At 60.7% G+C, this 19,518-nt stretch carries 18 protein-coding genes and 1 pseudogene; 7 read left to right on the forward strand and 12 right to left on the reverse strand.

The window, feature by feature from the left end:
• The 10 genes and pseudogenes from bamA to rpsB form a co-directional block, all read right to left on the reverse strand.
• Window positions 1-1,030, reverse strand: a 1,030-nt coding sequence (bamA, locus tag ASC85_RS03875; protein WP_236712322.1) for an outer membrane protein assembly factor BamA, incomplete at both ends; no start/stop codon positions are given.
• Window position 1,031: 1 nt separating this feature from the next.
• Window positions 1,032-1,375 (reverse strand): annotated as a pseudogene (locus tag ASC85_RS32915) (outer membrane protein assembly factor BamA); the annotation flags it as partial.
• 74 nt (window positions 1,376-1,449) lie between these two features.
• Entirely contained in the window at window positions 1,450-2,802 is a 1,353-nt protein-coding gene (rseP, locus tag ASC85_RS03880; RefSeq protein ID WP_057448345.1) for an RIP metalloprotease RseP, read from the reverse strand.
• A 52-nt stretch (window positions 2,803-2,854) separates the two neighbouring features.
• Window positions 2,855-4,045, reverse strand: coding sequence for a 1-deoxy-D-xylulose-5-phosphate reductoisomerase (gene ispC / locus ASC85_RS03885; protein ID WP_057448346.1), 1,191 nt, complete (start codon window positions 4,043-4,045; stop codon window positions 2,855-2,857).
• Complete coding sequence (locus ASC85_RS03890; RefSeq protein ID WP_057448347.1) at window positions 4,042-4,848, reverse strand: phosphatidate cytidylyltransferase; 807 nt, start codon at window positions 4,846-4,848, stop codon at window positions 4,042-4,044. The genes ispC and ASC85_RS03890 overlap by 4 nt, the downstream gene beginning before the upstream one ends.
• Entirely contained in the window at window positions 4,848-5,603 is a 756-nt protein-coding gene (gene uppS / locus ASC85_RS03895; RefSeq protein ID WP_057448348.1) for a polyprenyl diphosphate synthase, read from the reverse strand. Before uppS ends, ASC85_RS03890 begins: the two co-directional genes overlap by 1 nt.
• Before the next feature lie 13 nt (window positions 5,604-5,616).
• Window positions 5,617-6,174, reverse strand: coding sequence for a ribosome recycling factor (gene frr, locus ASC85_RS03900; protein ID WP_003198238.1), 558 nt, complete (start codon window positions 6,172-6,174; stop codon window positions 5,617-5,619).
• On the reverse strand, window positions 6,171-6,914 hold the full coding sequence (gene pyrH / locus ASC85_RS03905; RefSeq protein ID WP_003198235.1) for a UMP kinase: 744 nt from the start codon (window positions 6,912-6,914) through the stop codon (window positions 6,171-6,173). The genes frr and pyrH overlap by 4 nt, the downstream gene beginning before the upstream one ends.
• Before the next feature lie 212 nt (window positions 6,915-7,126).
• Window positions 7,127-7,993 carry a translation elongation factor Ts gene (gene tsf, locus ASC85_RS03910; RefSeq protein ID WP_057448349.1) on the reverse strand — a complete coding sequence of 289 codons (867 nt, stop codon included), beginning with the start codon at window positions 7,991-7,993 and terminating at the stop codon, window positions 7,127-7,129.
• Between the two features lie 194 nt (window positions 7,994-8,187).
• Window positions 8,188-8,925 (reverse strand): 30S ribosomal protein S2, encoded by a 738-nt coding sequence (gene rpsB, locus ASC85_RS03915; protein WP_003198231.1) that lies wholly within the window; start codon window positions 8,923-8,925, stop codon window positions 8,188-8,190.
• A 490-nt stretch (window positions 8,926-9,415) separates the two neighbouring features.
• Between rpsB and map the strand changes: the two genes are divergently transcribed.
• The 5 genes from map to ASC85_RS03940 all read left to right on the forward strand — a co-directional run bounded on the left by map (window position 9,416) and on the right by ASC85_RS03940 (window position 15,109).
• Entirely contained in the window at window positions 9,416-10,198 is a 783-nt protein-coding gene (gene map / locus ASC85_RS03920) for a type I methionyl aminopeptidase (protein WP_057448350.1), read from the forward strand.
• Window positions 10,199-10,242: 44 nt separating this feature from the next.
• On the forward strand, window positions 10,243-12,945 hold the full coding sequence (locus ASC85_RS03925) for a [protein-PII] uridylyltransferase (protein WP_057448351.1): 2,703 nt from the start codon (window positions 10,243-10,245) through the stop codon (window positions 12,943-12,945).
• A 136-nt stretch (window positions 12,946-13,081) separates the two neighbouring features.
• Window positions 13,082-14,281, forward strand: a complete 1,200-nt coding sequence (gene dapC, locus ASC85_RS03930) for a succinyldiaminopimelate transaminase (protein WP_003198225.1) — start codon at window positions 13,082-13,084, stop codon at window positions 14,279-14,281.
• Between the two features lie 173 nt (window positions 14,282-14,454).
• Window positions 14,455-14,796, forward strand: coding sequence for a type II toxin-antitoxin system RelE/ParE family toxin (locus ASC85_RS03935; protein WP_028237030.1), 342 nt, complete (start codon window positions 14,455-14,457; stop codon window positions 14,794-14,796).
• Window positions 14,797-14,806: 10 nt separating this feature from the next.
• Entirely contained in the window at window positions 14,807-15,109 is a 303-nt protein-coding gene (locus ASC85_RS03940; protein WP_057448352.1) for an XRE family transcriptional regulator, read from the forward strand.
• Between the two features lie 180 nt (window positions 15,110-15,289).
• Here the strand turns inward: ASC85_RS03940 and ASC85_RS03945 are convergent, their stop codons facing one another.
• Both ASC85_RS03945 and ASC85_RS03950 read right to left on the reverse strand, forming a co-directional pair.
• Window positions 15,290-15,649, reverse strand: coding sequence for a DUF6124 family protein (locus tag ASC85_RS03945; protein ID WP_057448353.1), 360 nt, complete (start codon window positions 15,647-15,649; stop codon window positions 15,290-15,292).
• Between the two features lie 478 nt (window positions 15,650-16,127).
• Window positions 16,128-17,774 carry a Na+/H+ antiporter gene (locus ASC85_RS03950; RefSeq protein WP_057448354.1) on the reverse strand — a complete coding sequence of 549 codons (1,647 nt, stop codon included), beginning with the start codon at window positions 17,772-17,774 and terminating at the stop codon, window positions 16,128-16,130.
• Window positions 17,775-18,017: 243 nt separating this feature from the next.
• On the opposite strand from ASC85_RS03950, the gene ASC85_RS03955 reads away from it, so the two are divergent.
• Both ASC85_RS03955 and dapD read left to right on the forward strand, forming a co-directional pair.
• Entirely contained in the window at window positions 18,018-18,380 is a 363-nt protein-coding gene (locus tag ASC85_RS03955; protein ID WP_057448355.1) for an ArsC family reductase, read from the forward strand.
• Between the two features lie 32 nt (window positions 18,381-18,412).
• Window positions 18,413-19,447 carry a 2,3,4,5-tetrahydropyridine-2,6-dicarboxylate N-succinyltransferase gene (gene dapD, locus ASC85_RS03960; protein ID WP_057448356.1) on the forward strand — a complete coding sequence of 345 codons (1,035 nt, stop codon included), beginning with the start codon at window positions 18,413-18,415 and terminating at the stop codon, window positions 19,445-19,447.
• Window positions 19,448-19,518: the final 71 nt, after the last annotated feature.

Raw genomic sequence — 19,518 nt, forward strand, 5'->3', positions numbered from 1 at the left:
TGATCGAGCCGGAAGCCTGCTCTTCGACGCTGTAGTTCACATCGACCTGGTCATCGACGCCCGGTACGGCCGGGGTCTCGACGTTGACTTCCTTGAAGAAGCCCAGGCGCTCCAGGCGGGTCTTGGACTGGTCGATCAGGTAGGTCGAGGCCCAGCCACCTTCCATCTGGCGCATTTCACGGCGCAGCACTTCGTCTTCGGACTTGGTGTTGCCACGGAAGTTGATGCGGTTGACGTAGGCACGCTTGCCCGGATCCACGGCGAAGGTGATGTCGACGGTGTGGTCTTCATCGTGCGGCTGTGGCACGCCGTTGACGTTGGCGAAGGTGTAGCCCTCGTTACCCAGGCGACGGGTGATCAGCTCGGACGTGGTGGTCATCAGCTTGCGCGAGAACACCTGGCCCTTCTGCACCAGCAGCAGCGACTTGACCTGGTCTTCAGGCACTTTCAGGTCGCCGCTGAGCTTGACGTCACGAACGGTGTACTTCTCGCCTTCGTTGACGTTGACGGTGATGTAGACGTGCTTCTTGTCCGGGGTGATGGACACCTGGGTCGACGCGATGTCCATGTTGATGTAGCCGCGGTCCAGGTAGTAGGAACGCAGGCGCTCCAGGTCACCGGAGAGTTTTTCACGGGCGTACTTGTCGTCGTTCTTGAAGAACGACAGCCAGTTGGTGGTCTTGAGYTCGAACAGGTCGATCAGGTCTTCATCAGGGAAAACCGTGTTGCCCACCACGTTGATGTGCTGGATGGCCGCCACGGTGCCTTCGTTGATGTTGACCTTCAGGCCGACGCGGTTGCGCGGCTGCGGCACCACTTCAGTGTCGACGGTGGCCGAGTAGCGGCCCTGGGCAACGTACTGGCGTTGCAGCTCGTTACGTACACCTTCGAGGGTGGCGCGCTGGAAGATCTCGCCTTCGGCCAGGCCGGATTGCTTGAGGCCCTTCATCAGGTCTTCAGTGGAGATCGCCTTGTTGCCTTCGATCTCGATACTGGCGACCGACGGACGCTCGACAACGGTGATGACCAGNTGCTTGAGGCCCTTCATCAGGTCTTCAGTGGAGATCGCCTTGTTGCCTTCGATCTCGATACTGGCGACCGACGGACGCTCGACAACGGTGATGACCAGGACATTGCCGTCACGGCCCAGTTGGATATCTTGAAAGAAGCCGGTCTTGAACAGCGCACGCGTGGATTCCACCAGGCGCCGATCATCCGCCTGCTCGCCGACGTTCAACGGCAAGGCACCAAAGACGCTACCCGCGGAGACCCGCTGGAGGCCATTGACGCGAATATCAGAGATAGTGAAGGACTCGGCGTGAACTTCGGCGATCATCAATACGGTGAGAACCGCAGTTAGCAGCAGACGTTTCATGAAGTCCTTTCTTATTCCAACTGGCAATAAACAAACTGCCGCAAAATGCGGCAGATTCGCAATTCAGCGAAGCGTTACAGACGACCCAGATCGTTGACGAGGGCAAGCAACATGACCCCGACCACCAAGCTGATACCGATCTGTATCCCCCAACCCTGCACCCGATCCGACAAGGGACGACCACGCGCCCACTCGATCAGATAAAACAGCAAATGCCCCCCATCCAGTACCGGGATGGGCAGCAAATTCAGAACCCCCAGGCTAATGCTCAGATAAGCAAGGAAATTCAGGAAATCAGCGACGCCCGACTGGGCAGAAGCGCCCGCCACTTTAGCAATGGTTATCGGTCCACTCAAGTTTTTTACCGAGAGCTCGCCGAACAACATTTTCTTGAGCGAGTCCAGCGTCAGGACACTCATGGTCCAGGTACGACGCGCACCCTCGCCAATCGCCGCCACAGGGCCGAAACTGACCTCGCGAATCATTTCCGGCGGCCAGTCCACAGCCTTGACGCCGGCGCCCAGGTAACCGGTCGGCGCCTTGCTCTCGCCACGGGCGGCCAGGGTTACCGGAACATCGATTGGAGCACCGTCGCGCTCGATGCGCAGCACAATCTTGCTATCAGGACGTACGCGAACCGAATCGACCACCTGCTGCCAGTCGCTGACCGGCTGGCCGTCGAGCGCCAGCAACCGATCGCCGGTCTTCAAGCCAGCGGCCTGGGCCGGGCCTTTCGGATCAAGTTCAGCGAGTATCGGCGGCATCGCCGGACGCCATGGCCGGATCCCCAGGGACCGGATAGGATCCGGCTCCTCAGCGCCCTTGAGCCAGTTGTCCAAGGCCAGTTCGCGAGGCGAATCCACCGTGGAGCCCTGCTCGCGCACCATCAATTGCAACGAGCCGCTCTCACCCAGGCGACGCACCAGTTGCAGATTGACCGCCGCCCAGCCCGAGGTCGGCTCGCCATCGATAGCGACGATTTCCTGCCCGGCGCCCAACCCGGCACGGGCGGCAACGCTACCCGACTCCACCGCACCGATGACCGGACGCACCTGCTCGCTGCCCAGCATGGCCAGGCCCCAGAAAAACACCATGGCCAGCAGGAAGTTGGCGATCGGCCCCGCGGCGACGATGGCTATACGCTGACGGACGGTCTTGCGATTGAAGGATTGATCGAGCTGGTCGGTCGGAACCTCGCCTTCGCGCTCATCGAGCATCTTGACGTAGCCGCCCAGCGGGATGGCCGCTACGACGAACTCGGTGCCTTTCTTGTCGTGCCAGCGCAGCAAAGGCATGCCAAAGCCCACGGAAAAACGCAGGACCTTGACGCCACAGCGCCGCGCGACCCAGAAATGACCGAATTCGTGAAATGTGACCAACACCCCCAAAGCCACCAGGGTGCCGACAATCATATAGAGCGCGCTCATCTGTTTTCTCCGCAATCCTGTCCAGGGCAACCCTGGCTAACGTATCGCAGCTTCAACGCCCGTGGCGCCGCAGCCATTGGCCCGCCAATTCACGAGCCCTGGCATCCGCCGTAAATACCGTATCGAGGTCATCGACCGAAACCACGGCCTCGAGATTCAAGACTTCCTCGATGATACTCGCGATCTCGAGGTAACGGACACGTCCATCGAGAAACGCTGCTACCGCCACTTCATTGGCGGCGTTAAGCATGGCCGGTGCACTGTTGCCCGCCTCGGCCGCCTGGCGCGCCAGGCGCAGGCAGGGAAAACGCTGCTCATCGGGCGCCTGGAAGTCCAGGCGAGCGATGGCGAACAGGTCCAGCGGCGCAACACCCGAATCGATGCGCTCCGGCCAGGCCAGGGCGTTGGCGATGGGGGTGCGCATGTCCGGATTGCCCAACTGGGCCAGCACCGAACCGTCGACATAGTCCACCAGGGAGTGAATCACGCTCTGGGGATGAATCACCACCTCGACCTGGGACGGCTTGGCATCGAACAGCCAGCAGGCCTCGATCAACTCCAGCCCCTTGTTCATCATGCTGGCCGAATCCACGGAAATCTTGCGCCCCATGGACCAGTTCGGGTGCGCACAAGCCTGCTCGGGTGAAACATGCACCAATTCTTCCAGCGGTGTCTGCCGGAACGGACCACCAGAGGCTGTCAGTAAAATCCGCCGGACACCCACCGCTCCGAGGCCACGGGAAAAATCCAGTGGCATGCATTGAAAAATCGCATTGTGCTCGCTGTCGATAGGCAGCAACACCGAACCGCTTTTGCGCACAGCCTGCATGAACAGCGCGCCGGACATCACCAGCGCTTCCTTGTTGGCCAGCAGGATTTTCTTGCCGGCTTCCACCGCCGCCAGCGTCGGACGCAAGCCCGCCGCACCGACAATTGCCGCCATCACGGCGTCGACTTCGGGGTCGGACGCCACTTGGCAGAGGCCCTCCTCCCCCATCAGCACACGGGTTTGCAAGCCAGCGGCGCGCAGGTCGTCCTGCAACGCTCGCGCCACACCGGCCTCAGGCACCACGGCAAACCGCGGCGTGTGGCGTATGCACAAGGCCAGCAGTTCACTCATGCGCGTGAAACCACTGAGGGCGAACACCTGGTAACGCTCCGGATGCCGACCAATGACGTCAAGCGTACTCAGGCCGATCGAACCGGTCGCACCAAGGACCGTGATCTGCTGGGGGCGACTCACGATGCCGCCATCCACAACAGCACGGCAAAGATCGGGATCGCGGCGGTAAGGCTGTCGATGCGATCCAGCACGCCACCATGACCGGGCAACAGGTTACTGCTGTCCTTGATCCCCGATTGACGCTTGAACATGCTTTCGGTCAGGTCGCCGACCACGGACACAAATACGATCAAGGCGGCGCCAATAAGGCCCATCAGCAACTGCGCGACCGTCCAGTCCCGCACGAAACCGACCACAGTGGTGATCACCAGGCTCAAGGCCAGGCCACCATAGACCCCTTCCCAGCTCTTGCCAGGGCTGACCTTCGGCGCCAGCTTGCGCTTGCCGAAAGCCTTGCCGGAGAAGTAGGCGCCGACATCGGCGCCCCACACCAGCACCATCACGGCCATGATCTGCCAGTTGCCCAACGGGCCTTGCTTGATCCAGATCAGCCCCTGCCAGGCCGGCAGCAGGATCAACAGGCCGATCACCAGCTTGGTCGCCGCATTGGCCCAATGATGGGTAGTCTGCGGATAGGTCAGGACCAGGAAGGTCGCTGTCGCCCACCACAGCACCGCGGCGCCCAGCACCCAAGGTGCGAGCCCGGGCACCACGTACATGATGAACAGCATGGCCGCCACGGCCGCTGCGTAGGCCATGCGCGCCGACTGCGCAGGAAAACCCGCCAGCCGCGCCCATTCCCACGCCCCCAAGGTCACGACCAGCCCGATGAACAGCGCAAAACTGGCGCCTTCGAGCAGGAAGAAACCACCCAGGGCGATGGGCAACAGGATCAAGGCAGTGATGATTCGTTGTTTAAGCATTAAACCCGGGCTCCAGCTTCGATCTGCTCACTCGTTTTACCGAAGCGACGCTGACGGGAAGCGAAATCGGCCAGTGCGGTGCGCATGGCTTCGTGTTTGAAGTCCGGCCAGAACAGGTCGGAGAAGTACAGCTCGGCATACGCCAACTGCCAGAGCAGGAAGTTGCTGATGCGATGCTCGCCACCGGTACGGATGCACAGGTCCGGCAACGGCAGGTCGCCGGTCGCCAGGCAGGTCTGCAACAGTTCCGGTGTGATGTCTTCCGGGCGCAAGTGCCCGGCCTGGACTTCCCGCGCCAGCCGCTGGGCAGCCTGGGCAATGTCCCACTGACCGCCATAGTTGGCGGCGATCTGCAGGACAAACCGATCAGGGCCCGCCGTCGCGGATTCGGCGTCGCGCATCGCAGCCTGCAATTCAGGATGGAAGCGCGAGCGATCACCGATGATCCGCAGGCTGATCTTGTTATCGTTGAGGCGCTTGGCCTCACGACGCAGGGCCTTGAGGAACAGGTCCATCAAGGCACTGACTTCATCGGCCGGACGCTGCCAGTTCTCACTGGAGAAGGCGAACAGGGTCAGCACCTCGACCCCTGCCTCGGCGCACACCTCGATGACCGCACGAACCGCGTCAACCCCCGCCTTGTGCCCGGCAACGCCAGGCATAAAGCGTTTCTTGGCCCAGCGGTTGTTGCCGTCCATGATGATCGCCACGTGGCGCGGCACCGCGAACGGCACGGCCTGTTTGGTCTTTTCCATGAAAACGAGACCCTTATACGGCCATCAGGTCTTTTTCTTTCTGCGCCAAATCCGCGTCGATCTTAGCCACGTACTTCTTGGTCAGGTCGTCGATCTCGCCAGTGGCACGACGCTCTTCGTCTTCGCTGATTTCCTTTTCCTTGACCAGGTCCTTGAGCTGGCTGTTGGCATCACGACGGATGTTGCGCACGGCAACACGGGCGTCTTCAGCCACATCACGGGCCTGCTTGGTGAAGCCCTTGCGGGTCTCCTCGGTCAGGGCCGGCATGGAGATCAGCAGCAGCTCACCCAGGTTGGTCGGGTTCAGGTTCAGACCGGCACTGCCGATGGCCTTGTCGACCGCACCCAGCATGTTGCGCTCAAAGGCCACGACCTGCAGGGTACGCGCGTCCTTGACGGTGATGTTGGCCACTTGCTTGATCGGGGTGTCGGAGCCGTAGTACGGCACCATCACGCCTTCAAGAATGCTCGGGTGCGCCTGGCCGGTGCGGATACGACCGAAGTTGTGCGCCAGGGACTCCAGGGATTTCTGCATGCGCTGTTCAGCGTCTTTCTTGATTTCGTTGATCATTGTTGAACTTCCTCGATCAGTGTTCCTTCGGCGCCGCCATGGACGATATTCAGCAGGGCACCGGGCTTGTTCATGTTAAAGACGCGCAGCGGCATCTTGTGGTCGCGGCACAGGCAGATAGCCGTCAGATCCATTACACCCAGCTTGCGATCCAGCACTTCATCGTAGGTCAGATGATCGAACTTCTCGGCATGCGGGTCCTTGAACGGGTCAGCGGTATACACGCCATCGACCTTGGTTGCCTTGAGCACGACATCGGCATCGATCTCGATCGCTCGCAGGCAGGCGGCCGAATCCGTGGTAAAGAACGGATTACCGGTGCCGGCGGCAAAAATCACCACTTCCTTGGAATTGAGGTGGCGCATGGCTTTGCGGCGGTCGTAGTGATCGGTCACGCCAACCATGGAAATGGCCGACATCACGATGGCCGAGATATTGGCACGCTCCAGCGCGTCACGCATAGCCAGGGCGTTCATCACAGTGGCCAGCATGCCCATGTGGTCGCCCGTGACCCGATCCATGCCGGCCGCGCTCAGCGCCGCGCCGCGGAACAGGTTGCCGCCGCCGATGACCAGGCCGACCTGAACGCCGATCCCGACCAGCTGGCCGACTTCCAGGGCCATGCGATCCAGCACTTTCGGATCGATCCCGAACTCTTCCGAGCCCATCAGGGCCTCGCCGCTAAGCTTGAGTAGAATGCGTTTATAGCGAGCCTGATAACCACTGCCCTGCTGAGCCATTGCGAATCTCTCCTGCGGCGTATTTTCGAAAATTCTTTGCAAGCTGTTTTCAGCCTGCGTTCACTCTAGCTTGACGCTGACACAGCGCCATCGGAACACGGCTTTGTAAGCCAGTTCCGACAGGAAACCAATAAAAATCGGCATCCCCATCCGAAAAGAGGCTGCGCGCGTGAGCGGGCAGCCTCTTCAGGGCGACAGTTATAAAAACCGTCTTATTGCTTGCTGGCAGCAGCTACCTGGGCAGCAACTTCAGCAGCGAAGTCGTCAACCGGCTTCTCGATGCCGTCGCCCACTTTGAAGTAGGTGAAGGAAACGATTTCAGCACCGGCTTTCTTCGCCAGGTCGCCGACTTTGACTTCCGGGTTCTTGACGAAAGCCTGCTCAACCAGGCTGGCTTCAGCCAGGAACTTGGAGATACGGCCGCTGACCATTTTTTCTGCGATTTCAGCAGGCTTGCCTTTCAGCTTTTCTTCGTTCAACTGCAGGAAAACGCCCTTCTCGCGCTCGATCGCTTCAGCCGAAACGTCCGAAGGCAGCAGGAACTCAGGGTTGGTTGCAGCAACGTGCATGGCGATGTCTTTCGCCAGCTCGGTATCGCCGCCCTTCAGGACAACCGCAACACCGATCTTGTTGCCGTGCAGGTAGGTACCGACCACGTCACCTTCAACGCGAACCAGACGGCGGATGTTGACGTTCTCGCCGGTCTTGCCAACCAGGACCAGGCGCGCTTCTTCCTGAGCTTCGATCAGCGGAGCTGCGTCGGTCAGTTTGTCAGCGAAGGCTTTTTCGACGCTGGCAGCGACGAATGCCTTGAAGTCATCCTGCAGAGCCAGGAAGTCGGTCTGGGAGTTAACTTCCAGCAGAACGGCAGCCTTGCCGTCGTCCTTGATGGCGATGGCGCCTTCAGCGGCAACGTTGCCCGCTTTCTTGGCAGCCTTGATGGCGCCCGAAGCACGCATGTCATCAATGGCTTTTTCGATGTCGCCGCCAGCCTTGGTCAAGGCTTTCTTGCAGTCCATCATGCCTTCGCCGGTACGCTCGCGCAGTTCTTTGACCAACGCTGCAGTAATCTCTGCCATTTCAAAATCCTCTTGGATAGGTTTTCAACCATTCCACCCGATCGAACGGGCGATCAATTCTTCCTGGAAAACCACTGCTTATAGGCCGCGGCAGGTTACAAACAGGTCACTGCGCTGGCGGCAAATGGTTTTCGAGGTGGCAAAAAGGGGGCCAAGCCCCCTTTTTGCTTACTGAGTCAACGCCAGGGCGTCTATTACTCAGCGGCTGCTGCCGGAGCTTCTTCAGCGAAGACTTCGGTGCCGCCATTCACGTTGTTGCGACCACGGATAACAGCGTCAGCCATCGAACCCATGTACAGCTGGATGGCGCGGATGGCGTCATCGTTGCCTGGGATGATGTAGTCAACGCCTTCCGGGCTGCTGTTGGTGTCGACAACGCCGATGACCGGGATACCCAGCTTGTTGGCTTCGGTGATCGCGATACGCTCGTGATCAACGTCGATCACGAACAGCGCGTCAGGCAGACCGCCCATGTCCTTGATACCGCCCAGGGAGCGGTCCAGCTTCTCAAGATCGCGAGTGCGCATCAGCGCTTCTTTCTTGGTCAGCTTGGCGAAAGTACCGTCTTCGGACTGGACTTCAAGGTCACGCAGACGCTTGATGGAAGCGCGAATGGTCTTGAAGTTGGTCAGCATGCCGCCCAACCAGCGGTGATCGACGTACGGCGAACCGCAACGTGCTGCTTCTTCAGCAACGATCTTGCCAGCGGAACGCTTGGTGCCGACGAACAGAATCTTGTTTTTGCCCTGGGCCAGGCGCTCTACGAAGGTCAGTGCTTCGTTGAACATCGGCAGGGTTTTTTCAAGGTTGATGATGTGGATCTTGTTACGCGCGCCGAAAATGTACTTGCCCATTTTCGGGTTCCAGTAACGGGTCTGGTGACCGAAGTGCACACCGGCCTTCAGCATATCGCGCATGTTGACTTGGGACATGATAGTTCCTTGATAAGTCGGGTTTGGCCTCCACGTATCCCAATGACCAACCAGCGGCTATAAAAGCCAAAGGCACCCAGGTCATCGTGTCGACACGTGTGTGGATTTAAGCTTACGGGGTCATCCCCGGAAAGCGGCGCATTTTATACCACAGCAAGGGCGAAAACGGAACATGGATTCTGAAATCCTCTGCGGTGAGGGGATTTAGCGAGATGTCGCACCGCCCCGTCGGACTTTGTAGGAGCTGGCGAAGCCTGCGATCTTTTGATCTTTCGCTTGGGACTCAAGTGCCTGGGGAAAGATCGCAGCCTCGTTGCACTCGACAGCTCCTACGGGCGAGCGCTAGCGGAGCTCCCCTCGCCACAGAGTTCGGGCTGGGGAGTTCTTTGTACTGATCGTCTGTTAGAATCGCCTCTTTCAGGGCCACGTGAATCATCATCCGCCGCCCATTTCGTTTTGAACAGCGCCGTCAGGCGCAAAGAGAGCCTGTATGACCGTTACCCTCAAGACTCCCGAGGACATCGCCAAAATGCGTGTCGCCGGCAAACTCGCCGCCGATGTGCTGGAGATGATTGCCGACTACGTCAAACCTGGCGTGACCACCGAAGAGCTGGACCGCATCTGCCATGACTACATCGTCAACGAGCAGAAAGCCATCCCGGCCCCGCTCAACTACAAAGGCTTCCCGAAGTCGATCTGCACCTCGATCAACCACGTGGTCTGCCACGGCATCCCCAACGAAAAACCGTTGAAGGATGGCGACACCCTGAACATCGACGTCACCGTCATCAAGGACGGCTTTCACGGCGACACCAGCCGCATGTTCCACGTCGGCAACGTACCGGAGTGGGCCGAGCGCCTGTCCAAGGTCACCCAGGAATGCATGTACATGGCCATCGAACTGGTGAAACCGGGCTGCCGCCTGGGGGACATCGGCGAAGTGATCCAGAAGCACGCGCAAAAGAACGGCTTCTCGGTGGTACGCGAGTTCTGCGGCCATGGCATCGGCAAGGTGTTCCACGAAGAACCGCAGATCCTGCACTACGGCCGTGCCGGCACGGGCATGGAACTGCAGGCGGGCATGACCTTCACCATCGAGCCGATGATCAACCAGGGTCGCGCCGACACCAAGGTGCTGGGCGACGGCTGGACTGCCATCACCAAGGATCGCAAGCTGTCGGCCCAGTGGGAACACACCTTGCTGGTCACCGAGACCGGATACGAGATCTTCACTCTGCGCAGCGATGACACCATCCCTCGCGTTTCCGCCTGATCCGAACCCAGCCTATAGATATAGATAGAAAGGAAAGTCATTCAATGCCGCAGGTGGATCCCGAACTCTTCGACCGCGGCCAGTTCCAGGCAGAACTGGCCCTGAAGGCAAGCCCCATCTCGGCATTCAAGAAGGCGATCCGCCAGGCCCACGAAGTGCTCGACCAGCGCTTTCGCAGTGGCCGGGATATTCGGCGGCTGATCGAGGACCGCGCCTGGTTCGTCGATAACATCCTGCAAAAGGCCTGGGAGCAGTTCAACTGGAGCGAAGATGCCGACATCGCCCTGGTGGCGGTGGGCGGCTACGGGCGCGGCGAACTGCACCCCTACTCCGACATCGATCTGCTGATCCTGCTCGACAGCGCCGATCATGAAGTTTTCCGTGACTCCATCGAGCGGTTCCTGACGCTGCTGTGGGACATCGGCCTGGAAGTCGGCCAGAGCGTGCGTTCGGTGCAGGAATGCGCCGACGAGGCCCGCGCCGACCTGACGGTGATCACCAACCTGATGGAAAGCCGCACCATTGCCGGCCCCGAGCACCTGCGCCAGCGCATGCTCGATGTCACCAGCACGGCGCACATGTGGCCCAGCAAGGACTTTTTCCTGGCCAAGCGCGCCGAGCAGAAGGCCCGCCACCACAAGTACAACGACACCGAATACAACCTGGAGCCCAACGTCAAGGGCTCGCCCGGCGGGCTGCGAGACATCCAGACGATCCTGTGGGTCGCCCGGCGCCAGTACGGCACGCTGAATCTGCGCGCCCTGGCCGGTGAAGGGTTCCTGGTGGAAAGCGAGAACGCCCTGCTGGCCTCGTCCCAGGAATTTCTGTGGAAGGTCCGCTACGCCCTGCACATGCTGGCCGGGCGCTCCGAGGACCGCCTGCTGTTCGACCACCAGCGCTCCATCGCCAGCCTGTTGGGTTTCGAAGGGCAGGATGCCAAGCAATCCATCGAAAACTTCATGCAGCAGTACTACCGCGTGGTGATGAGCATCGCCCAGCTCAGCGAACTGATCATCCAGCACTTCGAGGAAGTCATCCTCGCCCCCGAAGACGAAGAACCGCCGCAGCCGATCAACTCACGTTTCCAACTGCACGACGGCTACATCGAGGCGCGCAACGCCAATGTATTCCGCCGCACGCCGTTCGCCATGCTGGAAATTTTCGTGCTCATGGCCCAGCAGCCGGAAATCAAGGGTGTACGCGCCGACACCATTCGCCTGCTGCGGGAAAACCGTCACCTGATCGATGAAGATTTCCGCCACGACATCCGCAACACCAGCCTGTTCATCGAGTTGTTCAAGTGCAAGATCGGCGTGCACCGCAACCTGCGCCGGATGAACCGCTACGGGATCCTCGGGCGTTATCTGCCGGAGTTCGGCTTCATCGTCGGGCAGATGCAACACGACCTGTTCCACATCTATACGGTCGATGCCCACACCCTGAACCTGATCAAGCACCTGCGTAAGCTGCAGTACACCCAGGTGTCGGAGAAATTCCCGCTGGCCAGCAAGCTCATGGCCAAGTTGCCCAAGCCCGAGCTGATCTACATGGCAGGGCTGTATCACGACATCGGCAAGGGTCGCCAAGGCGATCACTCCGAGATTGGTGCGGTGGATGCCGAGGCGTTCTGCCAGCGCCATCAACTGCCCTTGTGGGACAGCCGGCTGATCGTCTGGCTGGTGCAGAACCACCTGATGATGTCCACCACCGCCCAGCGCAAGGATTTGTCCGACCCGCAGGTGATCCACGACTTCGCCCAGAACGTTGGCGATGAAACACGTCTGGATTACCTCTACGTGCTGACCGTGGCCGACATCAACGCCACCAACCCGACCCTGTGGAATTCCTGGCGCGCCAGCCTGTTGCGCCAGCTCTACACCGAGACCAAGCGCGCCTTGCGCCGCGGCCTGGAAAACCCGGTGGACCGCGAAGAGCAGATCCGTCGCACCCAAAGCGCAGCCCTGGACATCCTGGTGCGCGGCGGCACCGATCCGGACGACGTCGAGCAGCTCTGGTCGCAACTGGGCGATGACTATTTCCTGCGCCATACCGCCGGCGACGTGGCCTGGCACAGCGACGCGATCCTGCAGCAACCGGCCGATGGCGGGCCGCTGGTGCTGATCAAGGAAACCACCCAGCGCGAGTTCGAAGGTGGCACGCAGATCTTCATCTACGCCCCGGACCAGCACGACTTCTTCGCCGTGACCGTGGCGGCGATGGACCAGCTCAACCTCAACATCCATGACGCCCGGGTCATTACCTCCAGCAGCCAGTTCACCCTCGACACCTACATCGTGCTCGACACCGACGGCGACTCGATTGGCGACAACCCGGCGCGGGTCAAGCAGATCCGCGACGGCCTGACCGAAGCCCTGCGCAACCCGGCGGACTACCCGACCATCATCCAGCGCCGGGTGCCGCGCCAGCTCAAGCACTTCGCCTTCGCGCCCCAGGTGACGATCCACAACGACGCCCAGCGCCAGGTCACCGTGCTGGAGCTCAGCGCCCCGGACCGCCCGGGCCTGCTGGCACGGATCGGCCATATCTTCCTGGAGTTCGATCTGTCGCTGCAAAACGCCAAGATCGCCACCCTCGGCGAACGGGTGGAGGACGTCTTCTTCATCACCGACGCGCATAACCAGCCGCTGTCCGATCCGCAGCTGTGCAGCCGCCTGCAGGAAGCGATCGTGCAGCATTTGAGCGTCAACCAGGAACCCGATGCTCACATGACACGCATCAGCATCTAAACGAACAATCTCCCTCTGTGGGAGCGAGCTTGCTCGCGATAGCGACGGAGCATCCAGCATTGATGCTGCCTGACTCACCGCTATCGCGAGCAAGCTCGCTCCCACAAGGACCGCGCCCACATTGACGAGGCCCTCGATGAACAACGCTCTGAACCAGCTCCAGCCCTACCCGTTCGAAAAGCTCCGCGCCTTGCTTGGCAGCGTCACGCCCAACCCCGACAAACGCCCGATCGCCCTGTCCATCGGCGAACCCAAGCATCGCTCGCCCAGCTTCGTGGCTGAGGCCCTGGCCAGCAATCTGGAAAAGATGGCGGTGTACCCGACCACCCTCGGCATCCCGGAGTTGCGTGAGGCCATCACCGGTTGGTGCGAGCGCCGCTTCAACGTGCCAAACGGCTGGCTGGACCCGGCGCGCCATGTGTTGCCGGTCAATGGCACCCGTGAAGCCCTGTTCGCTTTCACCCAGACCGTGGTCAACCGTGGCGACGACGCCCTGGTGGTCAGCCCGAACCCGTTCTATCAGATCTACGAAGGCGCGGCGTTCCTGGCCGGGGCCAAGCCGCACTACCTGCCGTGCCTGGACGCGAACGGCTTCAACCCGGATTTCGATGCGGTCTCGCCGGACATCTGGAAACGCTGCCAGATCCTGTTCCTGTGCTCCCCTGGCAACCCGACCGGCGCGCTGATTCCGGTGGACGTGCTGAAGAAACTCATCGCCCTGGCTGACGAATATGACTTCGTCATCGCCGCGGACGAGTGCTACAGCGAACTGTACTTCGACGAACAAACCCCGCCGCCGGGGCTGCTCAGCGCCTGCGTCGAACTCGGCCGCAAGGACTTCAAGCGCTGCGTGGTGTTCCACAGCCTGTCCAAACGCTCCAACCTGCCAGGCCTGCGTTCCGGTTTCGTCGCTGGCGACGCGGACATCCTCAAGGGTTTCCTGCTGTACCGTACCTACCATGGCTGCGCGATGCCGGTTCAGACCCAACTGGCGAGCATTGCGGCATGGAACGACGAAGTGCACGTGCGCGCCAACCGCGCGCTTTACCGGGAGAAATTCGACGCGGTGCTGGAGATTCTCAGCCCGGTGCTGGACGTGCAACGCCCCGATGGCAGCTTCTACCTGTGGCCGAACGTGGCGGGCGACGACGCGGCGTTCTGCCGGGACCTGTTCGAACAGGAACACGTGACGGTCGTGCCGGGTTCCTATCTGTCCCGCGATGTGGATGGCGTCAACCCAGGCGCCGGACGCGTGCGCATGGCCTTGGTTGCGCCATTGGCTGAATGCGTGGAAGCGGCCGAGCGGATTCGCGCGTTCATCCAACGTCGGGGTTAATCACCCCATCGATCGTTCCCACGCTCTGCGTCACCTCCCCGAAGCGGAACGCGGAGCGTCCCTGGCGGCATTCCCACGCGGAGCGTGGGAACGATCCATAACACCGCCTCCCCTGTACAAATCTTCAGTAACGCCCAGGTTGCGCAATGCACCTATTTCGGTACACTCCACTCATGGTTGATATCGCCCCCATACTGAACGTACGTTTCTTCCGCACAGACGCCGGGAATGAGCCTGTTCGCGAATGGCTGACTGACCTGCCTCGCGAGCATAGACGGATGATCGGAACTGACATCAAGACCGTTCAGATTGGTTGGCCTATAGGTATGCCGGTGGTTCGCAAGCTGGACACTGGGCTATGGGAGGTCAGAATTGACCTTGGAGATACCATCGCCCGCGTTCTCTTCACTGTGGTGGGCTCTGACATGGTTCTACTCCACGCTTTCATAAAGAAAAGTCAAAAAACGCCAACCACCGACATGGCAACCGCCAAGCAGCGCAAAGCAAGACTATGAGGCACAGCAAATGAACAAGCACATCGGATCTGATTTTGACGACTTCCTCGCCGAGCAAGGTATCGCCGAAGAAGTTTCCGCAGCTGCGCTCAAACGCGTTATTGCCTGGCAGATTGCCGAAGCAATGAAGCTTCAGAAAGTGACCAAAAAAGCCTTGGCACAGCGGATGCACACCAGTCGCACTGCTGTTGATCGAGCGCTGGATCAGAACGATGCGGGAATGACGCTGGCAACACTTGCCAGCGCAGCGCGTGCGTTGGGTCAGAGGGTGGAAGTACGGTTGGTGCCCGAGCAGGAAGAGGCCCACGCCTAAGCGCTGCTGTGGCGAGGGGATTTATCCCCGCTGGGCTGCGTAGCGGCCCCTGAAGCAGTCAACTCAATCTGCCTGACGTATTCCGTTTGAACGTTCCCCCGCTCTGCGTGGGAACGTTCAAACACCACAAATCCCCTGTGGGAGCAAAGCTTGCTCGCGATGAGGCAGGCACTTATTGCATCAAGTCCGAAGCTCTACCCGGTCCAGGCACTTGTTCGCCAACAACATCCCCAACTCAATCATCTGGGCCACCCCCAATGCTACATGTCGTCGCGAGCCGTCCTGATCGAAGGCAAGGTCATTGAGCATTGCATTGGCCGAAGCCAGGGTTTCGCTGAGATTGGCCAGCAACACTTCGGTGTCGATACCGTCAGCCACAGTGAATAACTGCACTGGGGGCTTGGGTTCTGGCTCGCTGTCGTCAGGTTTGAGGTAATGGTCCAGCGCACGATCAGCGGCTTCTTGCAGCTTTTCGGGGGCGTAGTCGCCGTAGGGGAAAGTGGAGGCCGGTTTTGGAGGATTAGGCGTTTCTTTAGTCATGCTATTGCTCCTAGGGAAATTGGGAGCCGCCACCGAGTCTTCTCACGGACCGGAGGGTGGCAGCCGTACGCGGGGTGAGAATCCAAGCCCCTAGGAAGCCCGGCCATGCCGAAGCATGCCCGCGCACAGCCGCCATAACATAGTGCCCAGACGAAAAGCGCCTGCACTTTATATGGTCGGCGCCTACGCGCCTACTAGGGAGGATCGGATTCTCACGTCCGGTCGCTGAATTGGCAGCGACACCCAGAGGCTAGAGCCCTCGCTTCCGACGGACAACCTTAAAAACTTGTCGGAAACTTCGGCGCGTCTGACAGACCACCATTCCTGTGGCGAGGGAGCTTGCTCCCGCTGGGCTGCGCAGCAGCCCCAAAGCAGTCAACTCAATTTGCCTGATATACCGGATTGTCTAGTTTCAGGGCCGCTTCGCGCCCCAGCGGGAGCAAGCTCCCTCGCCACACTTAGCTTTGCGCCATGGCTGCTACTTACCCAACCCCAAATTCGCCTCCGCCAAATCCAACTCCCCCAGCACCTCACGCAGCACATCATCCCCAATCTGGTGATGACGGCTGAGACGATACAACTCCAGCCGCTGCGCCCGATAGGCCTTCAAGCGCAGCCGGCGTTCCAGCAGGTCCATTTCGAACGCCAGCGCCTGGGCTTCGGCGGAGTCGTTGAACACCTCCAACTGATGGCGATACTCAGACATCAGCCGCGCCTTGACCTCGGTCGCCAGCGCCGCCTGGGCCGCATCCGGCGTACTGCTCGCTTCGGTCGGCTCTTCCACTTCCAGTGCATGAATCGCCGCTTCAGCGGTTTTGCGCCAGGCCTCGCGCACTTCGTTACGGCGCTTGTCGTCGGGGCTTTTCTCGATGCCACGCAGCAGCAGTGGCAAGGCGATGCAGGCAGCAATGAGCGACAGCAGAATCACCCCGGCGGCAATGAAGATCAGCAGATCTCGCTCGGGAAACGGCTCGCCCGCCCCCAGCAGCAACGGCACCGACAGCACGCCCGCCAGTGTCACCGCCCCACGCACGCCGCCAAAGGTCAGCAGCCAGCAGGAGCGCGCGTCCGGCACCAAGGTCAACTCGCCTTTGCCGCGCCAGCGCCGCAGCAGTCCGGACAAGCGCCAGATGCTTTGCACCCAGACAAACCGCAGCACCAGCAACACCAGGAAAATCGCCACCAAGTCCAGGCAGCGGTAGAGCAACGTCGGCCACAACGTGGTTTCGTGGCTGGTCACCGCCTTGATGATGTCCGGCAATTGCAAGCCCAGCAGCAGGAAGATCAAGCCGTTGAAGGCGAATTCCAACAGCGACCAGACACTGCGATTGAGCAGCCGCGTGCCGGTCTGGCGCGGCAGCAGGTCAAGCCAGCTCTGCATCATCCCCGCCGCCACCGCCGAAAGAATCCCCGAGGCCCCTAAGCGTTCAGCCAGCACATAGGCCGCGAACGGCAGCAACAACATGAATACTACGTGGGTGGCCGGATCGTCCCAGCCCCGGGCAATCATCCAGGCCCGCAAGCGGCCTACTAGCCAACTCAGGGCCACGCCAACCAATAGCCCGCCAACCGCCACTAAAACAAAGGTCAGACTCGCGTTGGCCAGGGAAAACACCCCAGTGATGGCGGCCGCCAGGGCGAACTTGAAGGTCACCAGGCCCGACGCATCGTTCATCAGCGCCTCGCCCTGGAGCATGTGCATCAACGGCGCAGGCAGGCGGTCACGGGCAATCGCCGACACCGCCACCGCGTCGGTCGGCGACAGCACGGCAGCCAGGGCGAAGGCCACCGGCAGCGGGATGCTCGGCAGCAGCCAATGAATGAAATAACCGGCACCCACCACCGTGAACAACACCAGCCCCACCGCCAGCGTCAGGATCGGCCCTCGCAGGCGCCACAGCTCGCGCTTGGGCATGCGCCAGCCATCGGAAAACAGCAGCGGAGGCAAGAAGAGAAACAGGAACAGTTCGGGATCGAGAGCTACGTGCAGACCCAGGGACGGCCAGGCCAACAAGGCACCGGCGCCGATCTGCACCAGGGGCAACGGCAGGGGGATCAACCGCCCGATCAGGCGCGACACGCCCACCAGCATTAACAGGATCAGGACGGTATAGGCGCTTTGCATGACGGTTTTCCAATGACAGCAACACACATCCGGCAACAGCTTGCCGTTGAAGTGCCATATTAGCCGCTTAGCATGGGTCTGGCCGTTGTACCTATGTCGCAGCCCTGCCCTGTGGCAAGGAGCCTGTGGGAGCAAAGCTCGCCCAGAGGTTTGAGTGCATACCGATCTGGCCGTCGCGAAACCGTCCGGTCATGGCATAATCCTTCACCTTTTACTTTCAGCACCTGCAAAGGGGGCAGTTCCTTGACCGATTCAAGCAAAACGTTGCACCTTTTCGGCATCAAAGCCTGTGACACGATGAAAAAAGCGCGTACCTGGCTCGATGAGCACGCGGTGCACTACGACTTTCACGACTACAAAACTGCCGGCATCGACCGTGAGCACCTGACCCAATGGTGCAACGAGCATGGCTGGCAAGTGGTGTTGAACCGTGCCGGTACGACCTTTCGCAAACTCGACGACGAACGCAAAGCCGATCTCGACCAGCCGAAAGCCATCGAACTGATGCTCGCCCAACCCTCGATGATCAAGCGCCCGGTGCTTGACCTCGGTGACCGAACCCTGATTGGCTTCAAGCCAGATATTTATGCGGCAGAGATCAAGTAAGCCTGCCCAGTCCATTTTGTAGAGGTAATTTCATGTCCACTACCCTGTTCAGCCTGGCCTTCGGTGTCGGCACACAAAACCGTCAAGGCGCCTGGCTGGAAGTGTTCTACGCACAGCCGCTGCTCAACCCGTCGGCTGACGTCGTCGCAGCCATCGCGCCGATTCTCGGCTACAGCGAAGGCAACCAGGCCATCACCTTCACCACCACCCAGGCCTCGCAACTGGCAGAAGCGCTCAAGGGTGTCGATGCCGCGCAAGCCGCGCTGCTGACTCGCCTGGCCGAAAGCCACAAGCCGCTGGTCGCCACGCTGCTGGCCGAAGATGCCCAACTGTCTTCCACGCCTGAGGCCTACCTCAAGCTGCACCTGCTGTCCCATCGCCTGGTCAAGCCTCATGGCCTGAACCTGGCCGGCATCTTCCCGCTGCTGCCGAACGTGGCCTGGACCAGCCAGGGCGCGATCGACTTGAGCGAACTGGCCGAGCACCAGCTCGAAGCCCGCCTGCGTGGCGAGCTGCTGGAAGTGTTCTCGGTGGACAAGTTCCCGAAAATGACCGACTACGTGGTCCCGGCCGGCGTGCGTATCGCCGATGCCGCGCGGGTCCGCCTGGGCGCCTACGTGGGCGAAGGCACCACCGTGATGCACGAAGGTTTCGTCAACTTCAACGCCGGCACTGAAGGCCCGGGCATGATCGAAGGCCGTGTTTCGGCGGGCGTATTCGTCGGCAAGGGTTCGGACCTGGGCGGCGGTTGCTCGACCATGGGCACCCTGTCGGGCGGCGGCAACATCGTGATCAAGGTTGGCGAAGGCTGCCTGATCGGCGCCAACGCCGGCATCGGTATCCCGCTGGGCGACCGCAACACCGTGGAGTCGGGCCTGTACGTGACCGCTGGTACCAAGGTGAAACTGCTGGACGAAAACAACCAACTGGTCAAAGTGGTCAAGGCCCGCGACCTGGCCGGCCAGCCTGACCTGTTGTTCCGCCGCAACTCCGAAACCGGTGCGGTGGAATGCAAGACGCACAAATCGGCCATCGAGCTGAACGAAGCACTGCACGCCCACAACTAAGCCGCTTCACACCCTCACCTGTGGGAGCAGCTTTGCTCCCACAGGGTCCGGCGTCATTCCAGCAGGGCCCG

The organism is Pseudomonas sp. Root401 (assembly GCF_001425105.1).
Lineage (GTDB): Bacteria > Pseudomonadota > Gammaproteobacteria > Pseudomonadales > Pseudomonadaceae > Aquipseudomonas > Aquipseudomonas brassicacearum.

Excerpts from the sequence above, each read along its gene's own strand:
- map (WP_057448350.1), top strand. The coding sequence starts at position 9,416 with ATGACCGTTACCCTCAAGACTCCCGAGGACATCGCCAAAATGCGTGTC.
- rpsB (WP_003198231.1), bottom strand. The coding sequence starts at position 8,925 with ATGTCCCAAGTCAACATGCGCGATATGCTGAAGGCCGGTGTGCACTTC.
- dapD (WP_057448356.1), top strand. The coding sequence starts at position 18,413 with ATGTCCACTACCCTGTTCAGCCTGGCCTTCGGTGTCGGCACACAAAAC.
- ASC85_RS03935 (WP_028237030.1), top strand. The coding sequence starts at position 14,455 with ATGGTTGATATCGCCCCCATACTGAACGTACGTTTCTTCCGCACAGAC.
- frr (WP_003198238.1), bottom strand. The coding sequence starts at position 6,174 with ATGATCAACGAAATCAAGAAAGACGCTGAACAGCGCATGCAGAAATCC.
- pyrH (WP_003198235.1), bottom strand. The coding sequence starts at position 6,914 with ATGGCTCAGCAGGGCAGTGGTTATCAGGCTCGCTATAAACGCATTCTA.
- ASC85_RS03945 (WP_057448353.1), bottom strand. The coding sequence starts at position 15,649 with ATGACTAAAGAAACGCCTAATCCTCCAAAACCGGCCTCCACTTTCCCC.
- ASC85_RS03950 (WP_057448354.1), bottom strand. The coding sequence starts at position 17,774 with ATGCAAAGCGCCTATACCGTCCTGATCCTGTTAATGCTGGTGGGCGTG.
- uppS (WP_057448348.1), bottom strand. The coding sequence starts at position 5,603 with ATGGAAAAGACCAAACAGGCCGTGCCGTTCGCGGTGCCGCGCCACGTG.
- ASC85_RS03940 (WP_057448352.1), top strand. The coding sequence starts at position 14,807 with ATGAACAAGCACATCGGATCTGATTTTGACGACTTCCTCGCCGAGCAA.
- dapC (WP_003198225.1), top strand. The coding sequence starts at position 13,082 with ATGAACAACGCTCTGAACCAGCTCCAGCCCTACCCGTTCGAAAAGCTC.
- rseP (WP_057448345.1), bottom strand. The coding sequence starts at position 2,802 with ATGAGCGCGCTCTATATGATTGTCGGCACCCTGGTGGCTTTGGGGGTG.
- tsf (WP_057448349.1), bottom strand. The coding sequence starts at position 7,993 with ATGGCAGAGATTACTGCAGCGTTGGTCAAAGAACTGCGCGAGCGTACC.
- ASC85_RS03890 (WP_057448347.1), bottom strand. The coding sequence starts at position 4,848 with ATGCTTAAACAACGAATCATCACTGCCTTGATCCTGTTGCCCATCGCC.
- ASC85_RS03925 (WP_057448351.1), top strand. The coding sequence starts at position 10,243 with ATGCCGCAGGTGGATCCCGAACTCTTCGACCGCGGCCAGTTCCAGGCA.